Origin of the sequence: Clostridium sp. FP2 (assembly GCF_011065955.2) — a bacterium.
In the GTDB taxonomy this organism is placed as follows: Bacteria; Bacillota; Clostridia; order Clostridiales; family Clostridiaceae; genus Clostridium_AD; species Clostridium_AD tagluense.
Map to the genome: position 1 here is coordinate 78,330 of NZ_JAAMNI020000004.1, position 17,595 is coordinate 95,924.

A 17,595-nucleotide genomic window follows, 5' to 3' on the forward strand; every position below is an offset into this window, starting at 1 on the left:
GCTTTAAAAGTGTAACTATGTCATTTTCATAGTGAACTATGTCATTTTCATAGTGAACTATGTCATTTTCATAGTGCGAACTATGTCATTTTCATAGTGAACTATGTCATTTTCATAGTGAACTATGTCATTTTCATAGCGAACTATGTCATTTTCATAGTGAACTATGTCGTTGAATAAAGAATTGACATAGTTATGTTGGCAGTGTAACATTATTTTGGGGTGATAATGTGAAGAAGGGGTATGTAGTTACTAAAAGCAATAGATTAATAAGTTCTGGTTATGATTTATCATCACAGGAACAGAAAATAATATTAACATTAGCTAGTTTTGTTCAACCGACAGATGTTGAGTTTAAAGAATATACATTTAAAATAAAAGATTTCATAGAGCTCCTAGGTTTAAAGGATCAAAGTAAATATACAGAAATACCAAAAATCACAAAAGAATTGATGAAAAAGGTTTTTGAAATAAAAGATGGTAAAAAGATAATTCAGTTAGCATGGTTATGTAGTGTAGTTTATGAAACGGGTGAAGGGACAGTAACATTAAAATTCGCACCTGATTTAAAACCTTATTTACTCCAATTAAAAGAGTTATACACTAGTTATCGCTTAGAAAACATATTAAGTTTAAAAAGTAAGTACTCAATAAGACTTTATGAGATATTAAAGTCTTTTCAATATAAAAAGCAAGCTAATATTAATTTAGAAGAATTGAAAACAATGGTAGGCGCAAGTGCAAATTATTTTAGTAGTTATGCAGATTTTAAAAGAAGAGTGTTAAATAAAGCTCAGGAAGAGATTAATGAAAAAACAGATATTACTTTTAAATATAGTGATCAGAAAGTAGGTAGAAAAGTTACAAGTATTGCATTTAATATTAAGGATAAGAGTTCTTTAGCACACGAGGAGGTTGCTGTAACTACGGTTAATGCATCTTCGGATATTGAGATAGTAAAACAAATAATAAAGGAAGATATTTTAGAGTTAGAGGCACAGAGGATACTTGATGTTGCTAATTATGATATCAATAACATAAAAGAAAAGTACGACATTGTTAGCCAATTGAGTACCGTAAATAATCTTGTTGGAATAATGATTACCGCATTGAAAGAGAATTGGCAGGTTCCAAAGGGTAAGCATAAGGTTTCAACTTTTAATGATTATGAACAGAGAGCGTATGATTTTGATGAGTTAGAAAAGAAGTTATTAGGTTGGGATAAATAGTAACAGCATTTTAAGAGGCCTAATCTGTCCGTTGTTTGAGTTTTATGTAATAGGTATATAATTAGTCTAGCACTTCTTATTTTGCGCACCTGAGGTAGATTAAAGGGTCTCAGTGATGATGTGGTACAACCTAATAATCCAAATAGGATTATTAGGGGGCTCGAAATATGTGTATGCTTCAAAAATTTATGGAGGAAAAAATGAGGAGATTAAATAATAGAAAATTATATGCAATAGTAATAATATTAATTGTCATTATAAGCTGTATTTCAGTAGTATCATATAATCAATATAAAAAAATAAAGAGATATGAAGATGCGTTGCAAAATCCACTATCTAGTGCCTTATCAAATCTAGGTATAGGAATAAATGAGAATACATATAAAATTTTAACTAATGCTATAAATAATAAATATATTAATAAAAGAGATGCGTGTTTTATAGGCGATGCATTTTATCAGGCAAGTATTTCATCTCAACAATTATTTGGTATGGCACTGCCGGTTTCTGGCTATAATGAAAGTTTCAATAATCAAACTTCGGTTATTTCAAGAGATTTTTCTGAGTATGTAAGAAGTATAATAGCAAGACAAGAATCTCTTGCTTATTCAAAAAATGATGCTTCAATTTTAATCAGATTGACAGATGATAAAATTATAAAATTTGAAAAAATGAAAGAAATAACTAATAATTGGTTGAAAATATTAAAAATTTACATTCCGAGTTCAAGAAGTATCGTTCTTGTAAAAGATAATAGATGGATAAATTTAGTTAATGATTTTTCTGATTATGCAAATAAATTGAAATGGAAGCCTGGTGAGATGATCAGTAATAAGTAATTTAAGGTTTATCGTAATATATGTTTTTTACTCATCAACTACACTATAATAGCTCAATAAAGTAGAAATTATAAAAATCTAGCATCTATTTTAATAGGTTCCAGATTTTTATGATTTTTTTAGAATAGGAAAATGGCTCTTCCATTTTTTTATTATCCTTAAGTAGTTTTATAATAGACGATTTGTTTAATAAATTACCAGAATATGAAAATTTCTATCAATGGCTATTATTTTTGAAATAACTAGTAAGTTTAATCGAGATATTTTCAAAATTAGATACTTGAATATTGAAATCACGGTCACCAATGCTTTGTCCATACAGCATATTTCCATAGCAACCAACTTCATCTCTTAAAAAACCAATTAGTTCATCTTCTTTTTTTGTAGTTTTTATTGGTGGCATATATTTATTATAAAAACGATATCCATTTTTAAATAAATCCATATCGACAGTACAATTTTCATTGAAATTATTCACAGCGGTGATTAACAGTTCATTATATTTCTTAGTATTATCGTAAATATCTGCTCTAACTTTAGAATCAATATAATTTTTACCGACGCAAACAGATATAATTAGCAGTAATAAGCTAACAACAATAACAACTTTTTTTTTCATTCAACATACCTCCGAATATATTTATTAAATTATTTATAAACGAACAAAATTTCAAACATTCATTTATCTATATTAATAGTAATATATGGGAAATACCCATTTATAATTATAATAACATTATTTGTATTGAAAGTAAAAACAAAGTATATAATTTCATTCTACGTACGTACTTTTTTTAGTATCGGATTTATATTTTATATTAGAGATTATTGTAAAAGAAGTGATGTAATTGTAGTAGAAGATAAAGCAATTGAACCGACTAGTTTTAATCTTGATGATATTATAGATAAAAGTTGTAAAAACTCTAAAAATAAAACATATTTTTTAGAAACAAGTGCGATTGATGAAGTGAAAAAAATAGCTAAAAAGCAGAAGATAAGCGAAAGTAAGCTTGTAAATGATATATTAAAACATGTATTAGGTATTAAATAAGTTAATATAATTTTTAATATAATAACTAATATATTAGAAATTATACTAGTTATTATATTAATGATAAATTTAACTATTTGATCTATAATTTTTAATGAGTTCAGTAGTATATATATTTTTATATGTTTGTTATATAGATTTCCTTGTATGAATTTTGATCAATAATATTACCTTTTATTTCTGAATTTAAAAAAAATTGTATATCTGTCATATCAATCTTATTTAGATCATCTAATGAAACTACTTTTTTTATACTTTTTAATCCATATTCTAGGTATTTTTTTGATAAGAATATATTATCTAATTTTTTATATTTGTTGGATAGCAATAAATAACTATTTGTAGCATTTTTATCAGCTTTAATAGAAAGTTTTAATAATTCTATTAAGTCTTCTGAGTCTTTATCCAATAAATAGTTATAAGCTAATGCTTTTAAATAATAAATCATAGATTTTATACATGAATCATTAGAATTTAGCAATATATTATCTAATTTTTTTCTAGTAAAATCAGATCTCTTACTAAAACCGTCCTCAATCCAAGATAATAATATTGTAAAATATGCATTATACTTATTATTATCTATAATATATTTCTCTAATAAATATTTAAGAATACTTATACATTTTTCATCATCACATAATGGAACATTATGTTCTAATAATATAAATCTACAAATTAATTCATAGTTTAAATTATTATCACATTTTATATGATTTTCTATGTGTTTTTCTATTTCGTTTATTATATTTAAATCTATGGTATGTTTATTTCCTTGATCAATAATTTTATTTAATATATTATTCATATGCTTCACATCCTATTAGGGGTTCTAAGCCCAAAACCCCGCATTTTTTGAAATTTTAATATAGGAGTGTCGAACATTTCCGACAAATACCACGTTAAGGAATATAGGTCGATTTACATTTGGAGAAAAAAATACTAGAGAACAACCAAATTAATACTTTATAAGTATTAATATTAAAAAATGGATTAATTTTTCAATAATTACTTGAACTCCCTCCCTATGTATACTAAACTATACATAGGGAGGGAGTTCATTATATTATAGTTAAGAGGTATTAAAATGAAAAACACTGTTTTTAATAAGGTTAAATATAAGCGTACTAGTTTTAATTTCACACAAGAACAATTAGCAAATATTGTAGGTGTGACACGTCTTACGATTATTTCTATTGAAAAACAAAAATATGAACCATCTATAGGGTTAGCAATTAAACTTTCTAAAGCATTAAATTGTAATGTTGAAGACTTATTTATGTTAGAAGGAGAAAGTTAAAATGACTTATTTATTTCGTTTTTTATTAAAGATAATTTTACTAGTTATTCTACTTTTAAAAAGCTTTTCTATGTTTAATTATCACTTATATATTAGTGGAAAGGGTGGAACTCAGGTATTACCATTATTATCAATTATTTTACTGATTAACTTAATATATGAATGCATTTTATTAAAGAAAAAGAATAATTGGTATTATTTAACAAAAGATAGTGATGAAAGAACTCAAAAGTTTACTTTCAAGGCTGGGTATATTACATTTTGGATAAATATGATTGGAATTTCGCTTATATTTATTTTGTATTCTTCTCAGAATACTAACACAGTAAAACCTCTTAATCTTGTAGGAGGTTTATTGATACTAGAGATTCTAATATATAATATTATTAAATATTATTATATTCATAACGAATTAAGTTTAGGTATGAATATTGATAGCGATATCAATGATAAAAATAAAGTATGTGAAATAAAATCAGTAAATGGAAAAATTTCAATAGGTATATCAATTATTCTTATACTTCTTATACTAAATCTAATTTTTGAAATTATGCCTATAAGAAAAATAGAGGGTCTTCCTATATTACTGCCTTTATTTATAAGTCCAATTGGAATTTTATTAGGTATTATTCCATTAAGGATTCATAAAGATAAACTTGCTTTAATTGGGGTAATAACAAATATGTTACTATGGTTGGTTCCAATTGCATACTTTACTATTGGTACACTTATATTTGGACCTTAAGTCTATAGATTTAATCTACTATACTCTGATATGTATTTTATTTAGGGGTACGGCAACATAGCCATCAAGCTAAGAAAACTCCATTCAAATAATGGGTTATCACCCAATCAATTCTTCCCTTATGCACTCCTTTTGGGCACATAAAGAATATTATTCTTTATGTGCCTCGCTAACTAGATGACATCTATACCCCCTTCAACCAACAATAAGAAGCCAAAATAATAAAAACACTAATAATTAGTATAAATACTTTGTTGCTAAGTTTTATTTTATTATATTTAATGTGTTCGCTAAAAAACTGAAATATTAGATCAATTAGTATAATATAAATCCCTTCTCCCATAATATTAAAATTTATTTAAACATCCAAATTCATTGTTTTCAATCTTGTCCATTCATTCCCGATTTTTTTGTTTGTTATAATCATAGGTAGTAACATTAAACCAAAGAAAATAGGTGATAAAAAACTCATGTGGAAGTACTTTTGTACAACATTTAAAACTAATAAATTGCTATGTGAAAAATAGAAGGCTATTAATATATTTATAATTAAAATTATATTGTCAAAAAATAATACTCTCTTTGGGTTTACAATTTTATATTTGTCAATCAACTTAACTTTTATATAATTCAATAGTAATACGCTAATAAAAAATGGAGCTATTATTACTAATGCTATAATATTTTTACCCCCAATCACTATTCCTGTAAAAATAAAGAAGCATAAAATAAAAGCTAAAAGTCCAAAAATAGTTGCATTTTGAAATGTTAATTCTAATATTTTATTTTCATTTTCATAGGGTAAATTGTTAGTTTCCTTATATATTTCATCTGAAAAATACTTTGTAAGTAATATTGCCACTCCTATTATAGTTATACTCACTATAAAACTACTTTTAGATAAAGTTTTATTAATTGTACTAATATAAATAGTTATAAAATATACAATTATATGAATCCAAAAATGATATCCTATAAAATCAGTAACTTTGCCAGTAATAATTTTATATTCGTTTTTAATAAAAAATGTAGAAAATAAAAACAGTGGTATTACTACTAAAGTACATAATATTGCCATCAATATTATATCTTTATTATTATTATAAGCCATATAAACAACAAAATTATAAAATGCCAAAATTAAATAATAAAATAAACTAAGAATTAAAGAAATTATAGTTCTTTTTTTAGTGTCTTGCATTATATTTCGCTCCTTTGATATTTTTCTTCCTTATTAGTTATGCTACCACCTGCTAGAATATAAGCCCCGTGGGGACGCTCATGTATGTCGGCTCAACCCTTCAAAAGCCTATAGTTCTATTTTCACGTAAAAACAGCCACAAGACAATAGCCTCATTTTTGATTTATAGTTCATCAAAAATGAAAAATGCTGTCTTGTGGCTGTTTTTTTACATGTTATCTATACTAAGAGAGCCTGAAATGAATAATCCAGACTGAATCTACCTAAAGATAGTAGTATTCTCTGCATAAAGACTTATATATCCACAGTCTAAACATACATATTTAATTATTTTTGAACTTGGTGGATTCAATGAGAATTTATTTCCAGTATCTATTACGGTAAATGCTCCTTTTGTTACAATATTTACTTCTTTTAATTCTTCAGATTGACAAGCAATACACTTTTTATTCATATGAATATCCTCCCTCATTAATATAATTAGGATTAGCATACAACAAAACAATATCATCTACATTAACATATGTATAGGATAATTAAGCGAACAACATAAAAATCGTATTATTCGGTACTTAATATGCTTATATGCCATTCAATACAATTTTTATGTCTTTCAATACAATTCTATTGACAATTAATTAATTGTTAGATTTAACATATTTTTACTTGTATTTTTCTTCTATCTTCTTAACTTCTTCAATAATCTCTTCAACAGTTTCCTCTAATTCCTCAGCAACTTTTTTATACTCAATTTCAAATTCTTGATTCTGATTTTTCATAAAATACATTAAAGCATAATAAGTGGGTTTAAATTTATCCTTTAGTTTAAATTCAATTTCATTAAAGAGTTTAAATAAGGAGTTGTATTGTTTTTTAGCCATTAAGAATATTAAGTATTCATTAATAATCTTATTATATTCCTCTGTACTATTAGCCAACTGTAAAAATAAATGGGCTTTTTCTAAAGATTCTTCTATTAGATCATTACAAAGTAAGCTTGCAGCTAAAGTATAAGTAACATCAAACTCATTTTCATATACTTCTTTAGTTTTTAATGTATTCATATAAATAAGTGCTATTTCCTCTCTACTGCACCAAGTTTCAAGAAAATGTACAAGCCATTGCACCTTATGTTTTTCTTTTTTTCCGCCAAACCTCATTAGATACCATATGTTAAAGAATCGTTCTGTGATTTGGTACATATAATTTTTCTTATTTATAGCGATTTTAGTTATTACTCCGTTTTTCTCTAATTGATTAAGTTGGGCTGATACTTCTTTGCTTTGCATTCTTATTTTGCCCGCTATCTCTTTTGTAGTTATGGCATCCCATTTTAAGGCTATAACATCAGCAATCTCCTGCTGCACTGGAGATAAATTATCCATTCTGTGTTTATAAAGAGGCGTTACCCTATCTAATAATGTTTCTAGTTCTTTAAAAGCATTTCCACCGCTATCTACAAAAATATCAAAAAGTAATATCATGGTTCTTGGCACACCACCGGTTAGCCGTCTTAGAGCTTCTATTTTTCCTTTATTACTTTTAAGTACCTCATTTATATCCTTCTTATCGAAAATTTCACCTAATTTCCCAAGAAATTCTTTGGTTTCTTCTGCATTTAAGCCTTTTAATCTTATGGGCTTAAAGAAGTCATAGAAGGGTTTACCGTAATCAAAAGTAAATTCTAAAACCTCAGAGGATGCTCCTATAATTCGAATTTCTGCAGAAGTTAAGAGGATTTCTCTAAGTTTTTGCTGCTCCTTAAGTTTAAACTTCTTTAATATATCGGAAATATTATCTATTAAAAGTATTAATTTTTTATTTTTTTCTTTAAGTTTTTGCTCAAGGATTTTAAAGCATATATCTTCGTAGTCATCGAATTCTGAATATTTTTCCATTTCATCATAAAGTCCTAAAAACTCACTACCCTCCATTTCAAGATGCTGTGCTGCTACCTCCCAAAGTTTAAATAGTTTACGGATATTGTACTGCTCCTCAGGAAATATAACAGGAATAAGCCTCTCTTTTAATTCCTTATCTCTTTTTATTTCAAAGTATATTCTTTTTAACAAGGTTGTTTTACCATAGCCTCTTTGAGCTTCTATGATGTAATGTTGTTCTGGGTATTTCATCTCAGAATTTTTTATATCTTTAAAAATTCTTTGAAACTCTTTTTTCCTTACTACAAACCTATCAACTAATTCCTGCTCTGTTAGACTATTAGGATTATAAAGACTTAAACTATTAGTTTGCAATTTTTTTACACCACCACATTCTTAATATAGGAGAAGTAAATGTATATATTTTTACATCCTCATCATTATTATTTATATATCCGTCATCTACGAGAGCATTTATAAGCTCTTTATATGTTTGTTCAAGATTATATTTCACAGCTAAATCATGTATTTCATTATAGGTTATCTTCTTAGTTTCACCCATAGATATTATGTTTAATAGTTCTATAATGAACTTGTAATCATTATTTTTGTACACGCTAAGCCTCTCATGCCAACTGCTAAATTTATTATTTTCCTCTATCATACGTTTAATTGCTATATCAACTGATTTATTATATATAGCAGGTGATTTCTCCTCATCATAAATGTCCTGAATTTTATCCATAGCAAGTTGAATATAAAAAGGGTTTAACCATTTAATTTCGTAAAGCATATGGTTTATAGTATTATCGTCCATTGTAAAATCAAGCCCTTTAAGTAGTATATTTATAAAATCTTTTCCTTCTGATAGGCTTAGCGGGGTGACTTTTAATATATCCAGATCATTTATAGACTTTGAAGAGTCCATTCGTCTTGCAATGCTCTCAAGACTTATTGAGCCAGTATATATGAATTGAAATTTAGTATTTATATCACCGTTTTGTCTTAAGGCCCTATTACTTTGAAGAAGTTTAACTGCATATATGGTGCCTTCTTTTTCTTGAATATTTTGTATGGTTTGAGCAAATTCATCTATCATTATAATTAATTTATGTCCTTCTAAATCAATAGATTTCATAATTTCTATAAATTTTTCATAATAATTGAATTCAACTTTTTTGCCAAACTTAACGGAGTCTATACCAATTTCATCTATGCTTTTAGCAAAATTTTTTATTGCATCTTTAAATATGTTTAAAGCTTTATCCTTAATCTTTATAGAATCACAATTTAAAATAGCCTTTACAATTTCCTCATAATACTTATTTTCACTATATACTGACTCAGTAATTATATAGACTACATAGTATTTATCATTAGGATTATCTTCTATATGCCTCATCAAAGATGTTTTTCCAACTCTTCTTGGAGCTGAAATTATAATACTGCTTTCGGAATCAATTTTTCTCCATAATTTATCTATTAAAATAGATCTTTTAAAAAAATTATCTCCTCTTGCAGCTTGGCCTGTTATAATTTTCATAATTAGCACCCCTATCGTTATTCCTTATATTTACAATACTACTTGACAAAAATTATTTTGTCAAGTGCTTTAACAAAAATTTTCTTGTCAGATTTATATTGTGATCTTAAGATAAGTCCTAATAACCAGTTAGGGGATTCTAAAGAGTTTTGATTTTACTAATTATAATAATTAAGAAGAATTTCTATTCGCAAAAGAAAACTCTTCCCCACATCAACCATCTACATGATATAAATCCTATGTAGAACTTGTTAATTAAGTGAAGGAAAGAGGTATTTTATAATGGCAAATAAATTTGATAAGGCTGTACAAAATCGCAGCTATGAAATATTAGATTCTGGAAAAAAATGATGATGTGGTTGTAGTAAATGATAAAGCACTAGCTTTAATCTTGATGATATTATAGATAAAAATTCTAAAAATTCTAAAAATTCTAAAAACTCTAGAAATAAATGCAATTAATGAAGTGAAAAAAATAGCTGAAAAGCAGAATATAAGCGAAAGTAAACTTGCAAATGATATATTAAAACATGCATTAGGTATTACATAAATTAATATAGTTTTTAATATAATATATAATATATTAGAAATTATATTACAAATTATATTAGTTATTATATTAATTATAAATTTTAACTAAGCAATTATGCTTTTTAATGGAACCACTTGTGGTAAAAACCTTAGAACATCTCACATAATAAAGCTCGAGTTTTCATTAAAATAGCGTATCTAAATTAAATCATTAGTCCAAAACCTACGAGTAGCTGTTTTATGAGAAAACCGTTAGCTGGCGTAAGGGGGAATTATTATTTTTGCTTTAAACAAGTTCACTGACTGCTGCTCATACTAAATAGAAAGATTCATGTTACCCCCATTAATAAAAGGTTTTACTTCGAGGCAGTGAGTAAGATTGTCCAAAGCTTCCTTTTTGACAAGGAGCAGTGAAAGAATTTATGCCACATCAGATTTTCGCATGAAGTAGAAAATCTGATGTGGACTAGCCTTTGACTGCGATTCCAATTTACGGTAATAATGATATAATTAAATAAAGGGTTTATGTCGTCTCAGTATAATGTTGCGACTTAATTAATTAAACTTCAAATAATATTTTGAGGGGGTAACAATATGATAAATAATTTTAAAGTATTGAGGGGAGACGTTGAAACTGCTATTAATATAATAAGAAAAAGTTATGCAATTTATATGCAAGTTTAGGTTTTGAATTGGTTGGCAAAATCCTATTAGATGACAGAGGTGAATTTGCGCTATTTGAGATGAAAATACAGTAGTAAGAAAAGATAAAGCAAAAGGTATCTTTAAGTTATTTTGTATCGTAATCTTCTTAAAGGGTTCACTATTCATGTCTTTAAGGGTATTCTTACCTTGTAAGAAAGAATGAATTAGTTATAACTGGAAGTTGAGGATGGTATGATGAAAAGGAAAGAAATAATTGAAATATTAAAACAGATAAACCCTTTAATAATAGAAAATAATGGACCGACTTCGATTTTTATTGCTGGTAAAGATAGTAAAAAGGTAAATATATCTGCTTTGTCAGTAGATAAGGATTTTATTATTGTTACAACGGGGAAATACCTGTTTAAGCGTAAATACCGAATTAACAGAAACGAACTATAAGCATTCCATGTACCGGATGAAATTAATAGGCTGTTGTGTTTAATCCACATTTTCCATAAGTTACGTCAAAACCGTAAAAAATAGCGAAGCAATAATTATATAATCTTGAGTGGATGAACAGGAGATATTTAAATAGGGATAGCATAGCAATTTTAGCTAGTGATAGTATTAATAAATTGGAGGTAGTATAATGACTTGGCTACCATTTTTTTGTTTAGGAGCAGGTTTATTGCTTGGTATAAGGAAATTGTCGGATAATGTATTAAAACTTGTGGACTGGATAATTAACATTGCTTTGATTGTATTAATGCTTACAATAGGTATGAATATTGGAATAAATGATTCTGTAATGCTTAATTTAGGGACAATCGGTATTAATTGTGCAGTCATCGCTATAAGCGCTATAGCCTTTAGCGTAGCATTAGTGTTACTTGTAGAGAAAACAATTTTGCCGCTTGATATACTTAGAGAAAAACTTTATGCAGAAAACCTAAATGTAAACAAAGAAGTTGATATTGATAAAGAAAAAGAGAAAAAGACATCGCCTTTAGTTTGGATAATGCCTATTAGTATTGTTGCAGGAATTATTGTGGGATATTTCTTGTTGTCGGATAAACAGGTTGGCCTATTAGGTTATACTTTAATGGGGTCACTTATTTTTCTTTATATTGGTGTTGGCATTAGTCTCGGAACTAATCGTAAAGTATTTGGTTATATAAAGATATTAGGCTTTAAAGTTGTATATATTTCAATTGCAATATTTGTTGGAAGCATATTAGGCGGTTTATTAGCAGGATTAGTATTACATGTTCCCATACATATCTCTGTAATTTCTGCTAGTGGAATGAGCTATTATAGCATTACAGGCGCATACATGACACAAGGGTATGGAATAGAATCTGGTACATATGGTTTTGTAGTGAACGTAATGCGAGAATTTTTTACTGTACTTCTTTTGCCGTTGTTAATTAGAATCAGTAAAGGCAGTCCAATCGCAGGTGGTGCAGCAGGAAATATGGATACTATGTTAGTTCCAGTAACTAAGTTTGTTGGTGCAGAGTTAGGACTTGTAGCTTTGATAACTGGTGTAATACTTACATTTGCTGTTCCATTTATCTTGCCATTTCTTTATGGAATACTATGAACATAATATGTAGATGTATTAATTCACAGTCTTCATAAACTATGGCCTAAATAAATGTACGATTTTACTTAAAACATTACATTCATATTTTTGAATGAAGTCTTGAGTTATATAGCTTGTTAAGCATTCAGTTAAATTTAGTTAAGCGATTAAGATTTTGAATGTATTATTTTATGTGCTCTATTACATTTATTTTGTGTTTCCAGTAGCCACCTTTTAGAAATAAATTTATCACAGTAATACCCCAAGTATAATTTTTTGTGGCACTATGTTATAAAAAATAAAGTACTTGAAAGGATTAAATAATGGATAAGAAGCAACAAAATTGGCACCATATCACTGTTTAGAAAATATGACTCTCTAGATGATAGCTTACTTGATCACAGAAAGCTTTTAAGCTTCAATAGGTACAAATCTGTAACAACATCTAAAGACTACAAGGATGCCTGCTATAGCGTCTATAATTTTGGTTACTGCACCGATACTGAGTACCTAAAAAACTAATTGCCATAATTAAAGGAAATAAGAGATGCAAATAATAATGCTTTATCTATCGATGGATTCATTGGTCCACTAACCGTTAAAAAGCTTCAGTACATACTTGGCCTTTCTATATATGGCATGTGTGGACCTGAAATATTATCTGAAGAAAAAAGTATTATGGAAATGAAACTATAAGAATTGTTAAGGCCTATCAGCAAAATAATAAATTGGATTTACTGAAACTCCCACACCTGAAAGAGTGGGCTTTCCGCACAAATTCTTGTAATATTTCTATTTATACTTATGGTAATATTTGTAAATATGTGTTATAATAATTATTGTGTTACATAAAAAATTTGATTATCTACAAGCTTATTTTATGTAACGCAAATATTATGAGGTGATATTATGGCAAGAGGCAGAAAGAAAATTGAAAACTCTAAAAGTGAATTGATCCATATACGAATAAGTGAAGAATTATCCAAATCCTTAGAAAGCTTCAAAAATGCTAACAACATAACTAAAAGTGAAGCCGTAAGACTTCTCCTGGACAATGTTCTTAAATAATAACAAACCCATTGCTTCTCCTGTAGTTTTGTATATCTGTTGAAAGTAAAATCAGTAAATCTACTCCACCTATGCTGGCAATTATTTAAATGGAAAAAGATTCCATCAAATTAGCCTTAGTGGAATCTTTTTACTATGTTATCTCTAGTGGGGATCACAAAGTATAACAAAAAAGGTATAGCTAATATATCGCTACACCCTTGATTATTCTAAACTACTTATACCCCCTTCATCTATTCCCATCCAAGTAATTTCTTCTCCAATTTATCAAAATCATATTCCCTTTGCGCGTAATCATTGAATTTACCAACTTTAACTTTGCTTATAGGCGGCTGATAATCTTTTTTTATTGCATCAATAAGCCAACCAACCATATTTGTAATTTTAGCTGCTCTTTGAGAACATCTATACTTTTCTTTGATTATATTTATATCTCCATTAGCACTAATCCATATGCTTTGTGCTTCCTTATCTGTTATTTCTTCTTTTATAATCTCTTTTATAAGTTTAATATGGTCAATATTTTGTTGTGGCTTTGGTTTAGGCTCTGCCAGGGTAGCTGCTATTTCACTTTTACAAGTATTTTTATTACTAGTTATGTAAAATTTAATTGAAGTTACTTTTCTACTTTCTTTCAGCTCTTCACACTCAATATGTAAATCAGTGTTATTATTTATTTCATTAATCGCAATTTTTATAACCTTTTGTTTTAAATTTGAATACTTTGGATATTGACTTGTATTAATATCTAAGGCACTTCTCAAATTATAAATAGTAACTATTCTATTACCTATTTTTTCATACTGTTTCAATAATTCGTAAATCCTAAATGAATAGGTACTTTTAAATTGCATAATATTTCTAAGCTGATATTTAGTATATTGTTTAAGTTCTAAGTAAAATTCTTTCATTTCTTCATCAATTTTCATAGTTAATATTCCATTTTCAAAGTCCGCATTTTTTATTAAATGGTATTTTTTGAATTTTTCAGCTTGGTTATTTTTAACTTTTATAACTCTTAACATTAATTTATCCGTAACTTTATCCAATTCCTTATAAATATTCTTTCGATGAATACCTAGTATCTCACTTAAATCAATTGCTTTGAATTGATATTTTTTTAAGTCAACATCATCTTTTTTTATCATACTTGCGAGTAAACGAATCAACTTCTGTTCCAATACGCTAAATGAATGGGATGCTTCAATTAATTTATTACTTTGATATATCCAATTATCATTTATATTTTGTAAATCTGTTGCCATTTATTATCACCTCCACCATTAATGTAAGTCTTTTTATATAAGTTGTCTATAACTTTTTTTAAGCGAGTTGCCTTTGACCATAAATGAGTTGCCTTTAACCATAAATGAGTTGCCTTTAGAGTGAGTTTTGACCATAAATAGGTTGCCTTTAACCATAAATAGGTTGCCTTTAGAATTTTAAGGCTAGTCATACCAATGCTTTGAGGTACTCATAAAACTATTAAAACTATGTTGTTTATAAAACTATTAAAACAACAACAAGGAACCTAACCATAAATAAGTTATATTTGTTGTTGTTTTGAAGGTATATACCAAACTTCTCCACAGAGTATCCACAAACATTAGGGCAATCTATATCCTAAGCTCAAATCGAACTAGTATGGGAATTATATTTTATATTAGAAAAGCATTTACTATTATAAAATATAATAGTATTGTTAATATATAAATTAATATAATTTCTAATGTATTAGTTAATATATTATTAGGAGGAGTTACATTGAAAATAATATCTTTTAGCACCCTAAAGGGCGGTGCTTGAAAAAGTTCTAGTTTATTTAATATAGCGGGATTACTTGCAGAAGAGGGTAAAAAAACTCCAATCTCTTGATGTTATTCCAAGTTCTATATTTTTAACTGCTACGGAATTAAAACTTGCTTGTTTAGCTGGTAGGGAAAATATACTTATTAATTATATTGAGGATAATTTAAAGCATTTTAATACATATGATTACATTATTATAGATACAAACCCTTCCATGAGTATAATCAATCAAAATGCTTTTGTGGCTGCAACTGATATTATACTTGTATCTGATATTAGCATGAATTCAGTAGAAGGTTCTGAGCTATTTTTAGCTCTTTGGAAAGATATAAGAAAACGCTTAAAAATAGAAAATAATATAAAAGGTTTCTTGATTAACATGTACGATAAAAGAATGAATCTTTCATCACAATTTAGAGATTATTGTAAAAGAAATGATGAGGTAAAAGACATACTTTTTGATACTGTAATACCTATGAATGTTAAATTAAAAGAGGCTGAGTTAGAAGCAAAGCCTATAAATATTTATTGCAGATCATCTGCAGGATATAAATCCTATGTAGAACTTGTTAATGAAATGAAGGAAAGAGGTATTTTATAATGGCAAATAAATTTGATAAGGCTGTACAAAATCGCAGCTATGAAATATTAGATTCTGGAAAAAAACAAAAAAATGATGATGTGGTTTTAGTAGAAGATAAAGCAATTGAACCCACTAGTTTTAATCTTGATGATATTATAGATAAAAGTTCTAAAAACTCTAAAAATAAAACATATTATTTAGAAACAAGTGCGATTGATGAAGTAAAAAAAATAGCTAAAAAGCAGAAGATAAGCGAAAGCAAGCTTATAAATGATATATTAAAACATGTATTAGGTATTAAATAAGTTAATATTTTTTTTAATATAATTTTTAATATAATAACTAATATATTAGAAATTATACTAGTTATTATATTAATGATAAATTTAACTAAGCAATTATGCTTTTTAATGGAATTACTTGTTGTAAAAAATCTTGGAACATCTACATAACAAAGCTCGAGTTTTCATTAAAATAGCGTATCTAAATTAAATCATTGGTCCAAAACCTAGGAGTAGCTATTTTATGAGAAAACCGTTAGCAGGCGTAAGGAAGCCTCTGCACTTAAGACAGCCACTACACCATTTTTATCTCCTTAGTATTTATATTTTTTACATACTCTCTATATTCTTCAATTGTCCTTTTGTCATGACTTATATCTTTAATTGCAACAGTATTGAAGTCGAATTCACTTTTCATAACATGAAAATAGCCTTCGGTGTTGAGGTAGGAAATAACACTTGAGATAAATTATTATCCTAAAACAAAAATTTATCAAAACACCTTGTCCTTGTCCAAATCCTGCACCATTCATCTTACCTATAGAAGAGCTACCTGTTCCATAACAATTTGCCTGATTAGTTTTAATAGAATTATAAATTTCATCTGCTTTATCTTTTGTAACTTGCTGCACTGTCTTTTCTGTTAATCCAGCTATTATATCCGCTGGCGTCTTAGTAGTTACAGCAAAATTATAATTGAACTAAGTACGCTTACCACTGCAATTAGATTATCTATAAGCTTATTTTATGTAACACAAATATTATGGCAAGAGGCAGAAAAAATTGAAAACTCTAAAAGTGAATTGATCCATATAAGAATAAGTGAGGAATTATCTAAATCCTTATAGAGCTTCAAAAATGCTAACAACATAACTAAAAGTATAATACTAATCTTTTATATTCCATATCCATTTTATCTACCTCTATTTATAATTATTTTTAAGCATATGCTTTTTAATTTCTTCAACATTTTTTTTTACATTTTCAATAATATTAAATTTATCTGCTAATTCTGATATATTTGGGAAGCACAATGAAGGTATATATCATATACAACATATTAATGCGTTTCATAGCAAACTAAAAGAATGGATGTATGGATTTCACAGTGTTGCTACGAAATACCCTGCTAACTACATGTACTGGTTTAAATGGTTACAGTTTTTTAATACAGAGAAGGATACTGTAAAAACCAAACATTTATTAGTTCAGTCGCATACATCTCATTCTGATACAAAGTTAAAAAATTTTAAAATTAGGGAAGCGATTTATATTTAATTATGTTAAATATTTGAATAATTA

At 27.3% G+C, this 17,595-nt stretch carries 20 protein-coding genes and 1 pseudogene; 12 read left to right on the top strand and 9 right to left on the bottom strand.

Features of this window, described 5'->3' with window-relative positions; genetic code table 11:
- The first annotated feature begins 230 nt into the window (after nt 1-230).
- Together G9F71_RS26800 and G9F71_RS26805 are read left to right on the top strand one after the other, a co-directional pair.
- Nucleotides 231-1,229 (top strand): replication initiation protein, encoded by a 999-nt coding sequence (locus tag G9F71_RS26800; RefSeq protein ID WP_164952483.1) that lies wholly within the window; start codon nt 231-233, stop codon nt 1,227-1,229.
- 167 nt (nt 1,230-1,396) lie between these two features.
- On the top strand, nt 1,397-2,068 hold the full coding sequence (locus G9F71_RS26805; protein ID WP_207712095.1) for a hypothetical protein: 672 nt from the start codon (nt 1,397-1,399) through the stop codon (nt 2,066-2,068).
- 217 nt (nt 2,069-2,285) lie between these two features.
- On the opposite strand, the gene G9F71_RS26810 is transcribed toward G9F71_RS26805, so the two are convergent.
- Nucleotides 2,286-2,687 (bottom strand): hypothetical protein, encoded by a 402-nt coding sequence (locus G9F71_RS26810; protein ID WP_164952481.1) that lies wholly within the window; start codon nt 2,685-2,687, stop codon nt 2,286-2,288.
- Nucleotides 2,688-2,813: 126 nt separating this feature from the next.
- Between G9F71_RS26810 and G9F71_RS26815 the strand changes: the two genes are divergently transcribed.
- Nucleotides 2,814-3,119 carry a hypothetical protein gene (locus G9F71_RS26815; protein ID WP_164952480.1) on the top strand — a complete coding sequence of 102 codons (306 nt, stop codon included), beginning with the start codon at nt 2,814-2,816 and terminating at the stop codon, nt 3,117-3,119.
- A gap of 118 nt (nt 3,120-3,237) precedes the next feature.
- On the opposite strand, the gene G9F71_RS26820 is transcribed toward G9F71_RS26815, so the two are convergent.
- Entirely contained in the window at nt 3,238-3,927 is a 690-nt protein-coding gene (locus G9F71_RS26820) for a hypothetical protein (protein ID WP_164952479.1), read from the bottom strand.
- A 279-nt stretch (nt 3,928-4,206) separates the two neighbouring features.
- Here G9F71_RS26820 and G9F71_RS26825 point away from each other — a divergent pair, with 279 nt between their 5' ends.
- A complete protein-coding gene (locus tag G9F71_RS26825; protein ID WP_164947343.1) occupies nt 4,207-4,419 on the top strand; it encodes a helix-turn-helix transcriptional regulator in 213 nt (70 codons plus the stop codon).
- 1 nt (nt 4,420) lies between these two features.
- Nucleotides 4,421-5,164 (top strand): hypothetical protein, encoded by a 744-nt coding sequence (locus tag G9F71_RS27690; RefSeq protein ID WP_318011127.1) that lies wholly within the window; start codon nt 4,421-4,423, stop codon nt 5,162-5,164.
- A 358-nt stretch (nt 5,165-5,522) separates the two neighbouring features.
- Here the strand turns inward: G9F71_RS27690 and G9F71_RS26835 are convergent, their stop codons facing one another.
- The 4 genes from G9F71_RS26835 to G9F71_RS26850 all read right to left on the bottom strand — a co-directional run bounded on the left by G9F71_RS26835 (nt 5,523) and on the right by G9F71_RS26850 (nt 9,788).
- Nucleotides 5,523-6,365 carry a hypothetical protein gene (locus G9F71_RS26835; protein WP_164952478.1) on the bottom strand — a complete coding sequence of 281 codons (843 nt, stop codon included), beginning with the start codon at nt 6,363-6,365 and terminating at the stop codon, nt 5,523-5,525.
- 259 nt (nt 6,366-6,624) lie between these two features.
- On the bottom strand, nt 6,625-6,819 hold the full coding sequence (locus tag G9F71_RS26840; protein ID WP_164947344.1) for a hypothetical protein: 195 nt from the start codon (nt 6,817-6,819) through the stop codon (nt 6,625-6,627).
- Between the two features lie 208 nt (nt 6,820-7,027).
- Nucleotides 7,028-8,620: an ATPase gene (locus G9F71_RS26845; RefSeq protein WP_164952477.1), complete on the bottom strand. Its 1,593-nt coding sequence runs from the start codon at nt 8,618-8,620 to the stop codon at nt 7,028-7,030.
- Nucleotides 8,610-9,788, bottom strand: coding sequence for an ATP-binding protein (locus tag G9F71_RS26850; RefSeq protein WP_164947346.1), 1,179 nt, complete (start codon nt 9,786-9,788; stop codon nt 8,610-8,612). Before G9F71_RS26850 ends, G9F71_RS26845 begins: the two co-directional genes overlap by 11 nt.
- Nucleotides 9,789-11,216: 1,428 nt before the next feature.
- On the opposite strand from G9F71_RS26850, the gene G9F71_RS26855 reads away from it, so the two are divergent.
- The 4 genes from G9F71_RS26855 (at nt 11,217) to G9F71_RS26865 (ending at nt 13,620) form a co-directional block, all read left to right on the top strand.
- A complete protein-coding gene (locus G9F71_RS26855; protein WP_164952476.1) occupies nt 11,217-11,426 on the top strand; it encodes a hypothetical protein in 210 nt (69 codons plus the stop codon).
- Nucleotides 11,427-11,616: 190 nt separating this feature from the next.
- Complete coding sequence (locus G9F71_RS26860; protein WP_224626953.1) at nt 11,617-12,570, top strand: lysine exporter LysO family protein; 954 nt, start codon at nt 11,617-11,619, stop codon at nt 12,568-12,570.
- A 339-nt stretch (nt 12,571-12,909) separates the two neighbouring features.
- Complete coding sequence (locus tag G9F71_RS27835; RefSeq protein WP_411956146.1) at nt 12,910-13,074, top strand: glucosaminidase domain-containing protein; 165 nt, start codon at nt 12,910-12,912, stop codon at nt 13,072-13,074.
- A gap of 387 nt (nt 13,075-13,461) precedes the next feature.
- Complete coding sequence (locus tag G9F71_RS26865) at nt 13,462-13,620, top strand: hypothetical protein (protein WP_164952537.1); 159 nt, start codon at nt 13,462-13,464, stop codon at nt 13,618-13,620.
- 233 nt (nt 13,621-13,853) lie between these two features.
- Here G9F71_RS26865 and G9F71_RS26870 read toward each other — a convergent pair whose 3' ends face one another.
- Nucleotides 13,854-14,885 (bottom strand): replication initiation protein, encoded by a 1,032-nt coding sequence (locus G9F71_RS26870; protein ID WP_164952538.1) that lies wholly within the window; start codon nt 14,883-14,885, stop codon nt 13,854-13,856.
- 575 nt (nt 14,886-15,460) lie between these two features.
- On the opposite strand from G9F71_RS26870, the gene G9F71_RS26875 reads away from it, so the two are divergent.
- Nucleotides 15,461-16,030: a ParA family protein gene (locus G9F71_RS26875; RefSeq protein WP_224626956.1), complete on the top strand. Its 570-nt coding sequence runs from the start codon at nt 15,461-15,463 to the stop codon at nt 16,028-16,030.
- Nucleotides 16,030-16,317, top strand: coding sequence for a hypothetical protein (locus tag G9F71_RS26880; protein WP_224626959.1), 288 nt, complete (start codon nt 16,030-16,032; stop codon nt 16,315-16,317). Before G9F71_RS26875 ends, G9F71_RS26880 begins: the two co-directional genes overlap by 1 nt.
- Before the next feature lie 271 nt (nt 16,318-16,588).
- On the opposite strand, the gene G9F71_RS27500 is transcribed toward G9F71_RS26880, so the two are convergent.
- Both G9F71_RS27500 and G9F71_RS27840 read right to left on the bottom strand, forming a co-directional pair.
- Entirely contained in the window at nt 16,589-16,711 is a 123-nt protein-coding gene (locus G9F71_RS27500) for a hypothetical protein (protein WP_258881217.1), read from the bottom strand.
- Between the two features lie 505 nt (nt 16,712-17,216).
- Nucleotides 17,217-17,327, bottom strand: coding sequence for a BhlA/UviB family holin-like peptide (locus G9F71_RS27840; RefSeq protein WP_164952345.1), 111 nt, complete (start codon nt 17,325-17,327; stop codon nt 17,217-17,219).
- Here G9F71_RS27840 and G9F71_RS26890 point away from each other — a divergent pair.
- Nucleotides 17,317-17,571, top strand: a pseudogene (locus G9F71_RS26890) (IS1595 family transposase); the annotation flags it as partial. The gene G9F71_RS27840 and the pseudogene G9F71_RS26890 sit on opposite strands and share 11 nt — an antisense overlap.
- Between the last annotated feature and the right edge of the window lie 24 nt (nt 17,572-17,595).

Excerpts from the sequence above, each read along its gene's own strand:
- G9F71_RS26880 (WP_224626959.1), top strand. The coding sequence starts at position 16,030 with ATGGCAAATAAATTTGATAAGGCTGTACAAAATCGCAGCTATGAAATA.
- G9F71_RS26870 (WP_164952538.1), bottom strand. The coding sequence starts at position 14,885 with ATGGCAACAGATTTACAAAATATAAATGATAATTGGATATATCAAAGT.
- G9F71_RS26850 (WP_164947346.1), bottom strand. The coding sequence starts at position 9,788 with ATGAAAATTATAACAGGCCAAGCTGCAAGAGGAGATAATTTTTTTAAA.
- G9F71_RS27690 (WP_318011127.1), top strand. The coding sequence starts at position 4,421 with ATGACTTATTTATTTCGTTTTTTATTAAAGATAATTTTACTAGTTATT.
- G9F71_RS26855 (WP_164952476.1), top strand. The coding sequence starts at position 11,217 with ATGATGAAAAGGAAAGAAATAATTGAAATATTAAAACAGATAAACCCT.
- G9F71_RS26835 (WP_164952478.1), bottom strand. The coding sequence starts at position 6,365 with ATGCAAGACACTAAAAAAAGAACTATAATTTCTTTAATTCTTAGTTTA.
- G9F71_RS26860 (WP_224626953.1), top strand. The coding sequence starts at position 11,617 with ATGACTTGGCTACCATTTTTTTGTTTAGGAGCAGGTTTATTGCTTGGT.
- G9F71_RS26865 (WP_164952537.1), top strand. The coding sequence starts at position 13,462 with ATGGCAAGAGGCAGAAAGAAAATTGAAAACTCTAAAAGTGAATTGATC.
- G9F71_RS26840 (WP_164947344.1), bottom strand. The coding sequence starts at position 6,819 with ATGAATAAAAAGTGTATTGCTTGTCAATCTGAAGAATTAAAAGAAGTA.
- G9F71_RS26820 (WP_164952479.1), bottom strand. The coding sequence starts at position 3,927 with ATGAATAATATATTAAATAAAATTATTGATCAAGGAAATAAACATACC.
- G9F71_RS26825 (WP_164947343.1), top strand. The coding sequence starts at position 4,207 with ATGAAAAACACTGTTTTTAATAAGGTTAAATATAAGCGTACTAGTTTT.
- G9F71_RS27500 (WP_258881217.1), bottom strand. The coding sequence starts at position 16,711 with ATGAAAAGTGAATTCGACTTCAATACTGTTGCAATTAAAGATATAAGT.
- G9F71_RS26810 (WP_164952481.1), bottom strand. The coding sequence starts at position 2,687 with ATGAAAAAAAAAGTTGTTATTGTTGTTAGCTTATTACTGCTAATTATA.
- G9F71_RS26805 (WP_207712095.1), top strand. The coding sequence starts at position 1,397 with ATGTGTATGCTTCAAAAATTTATGGAGGAAAAAATGAGGAGATTAAAT.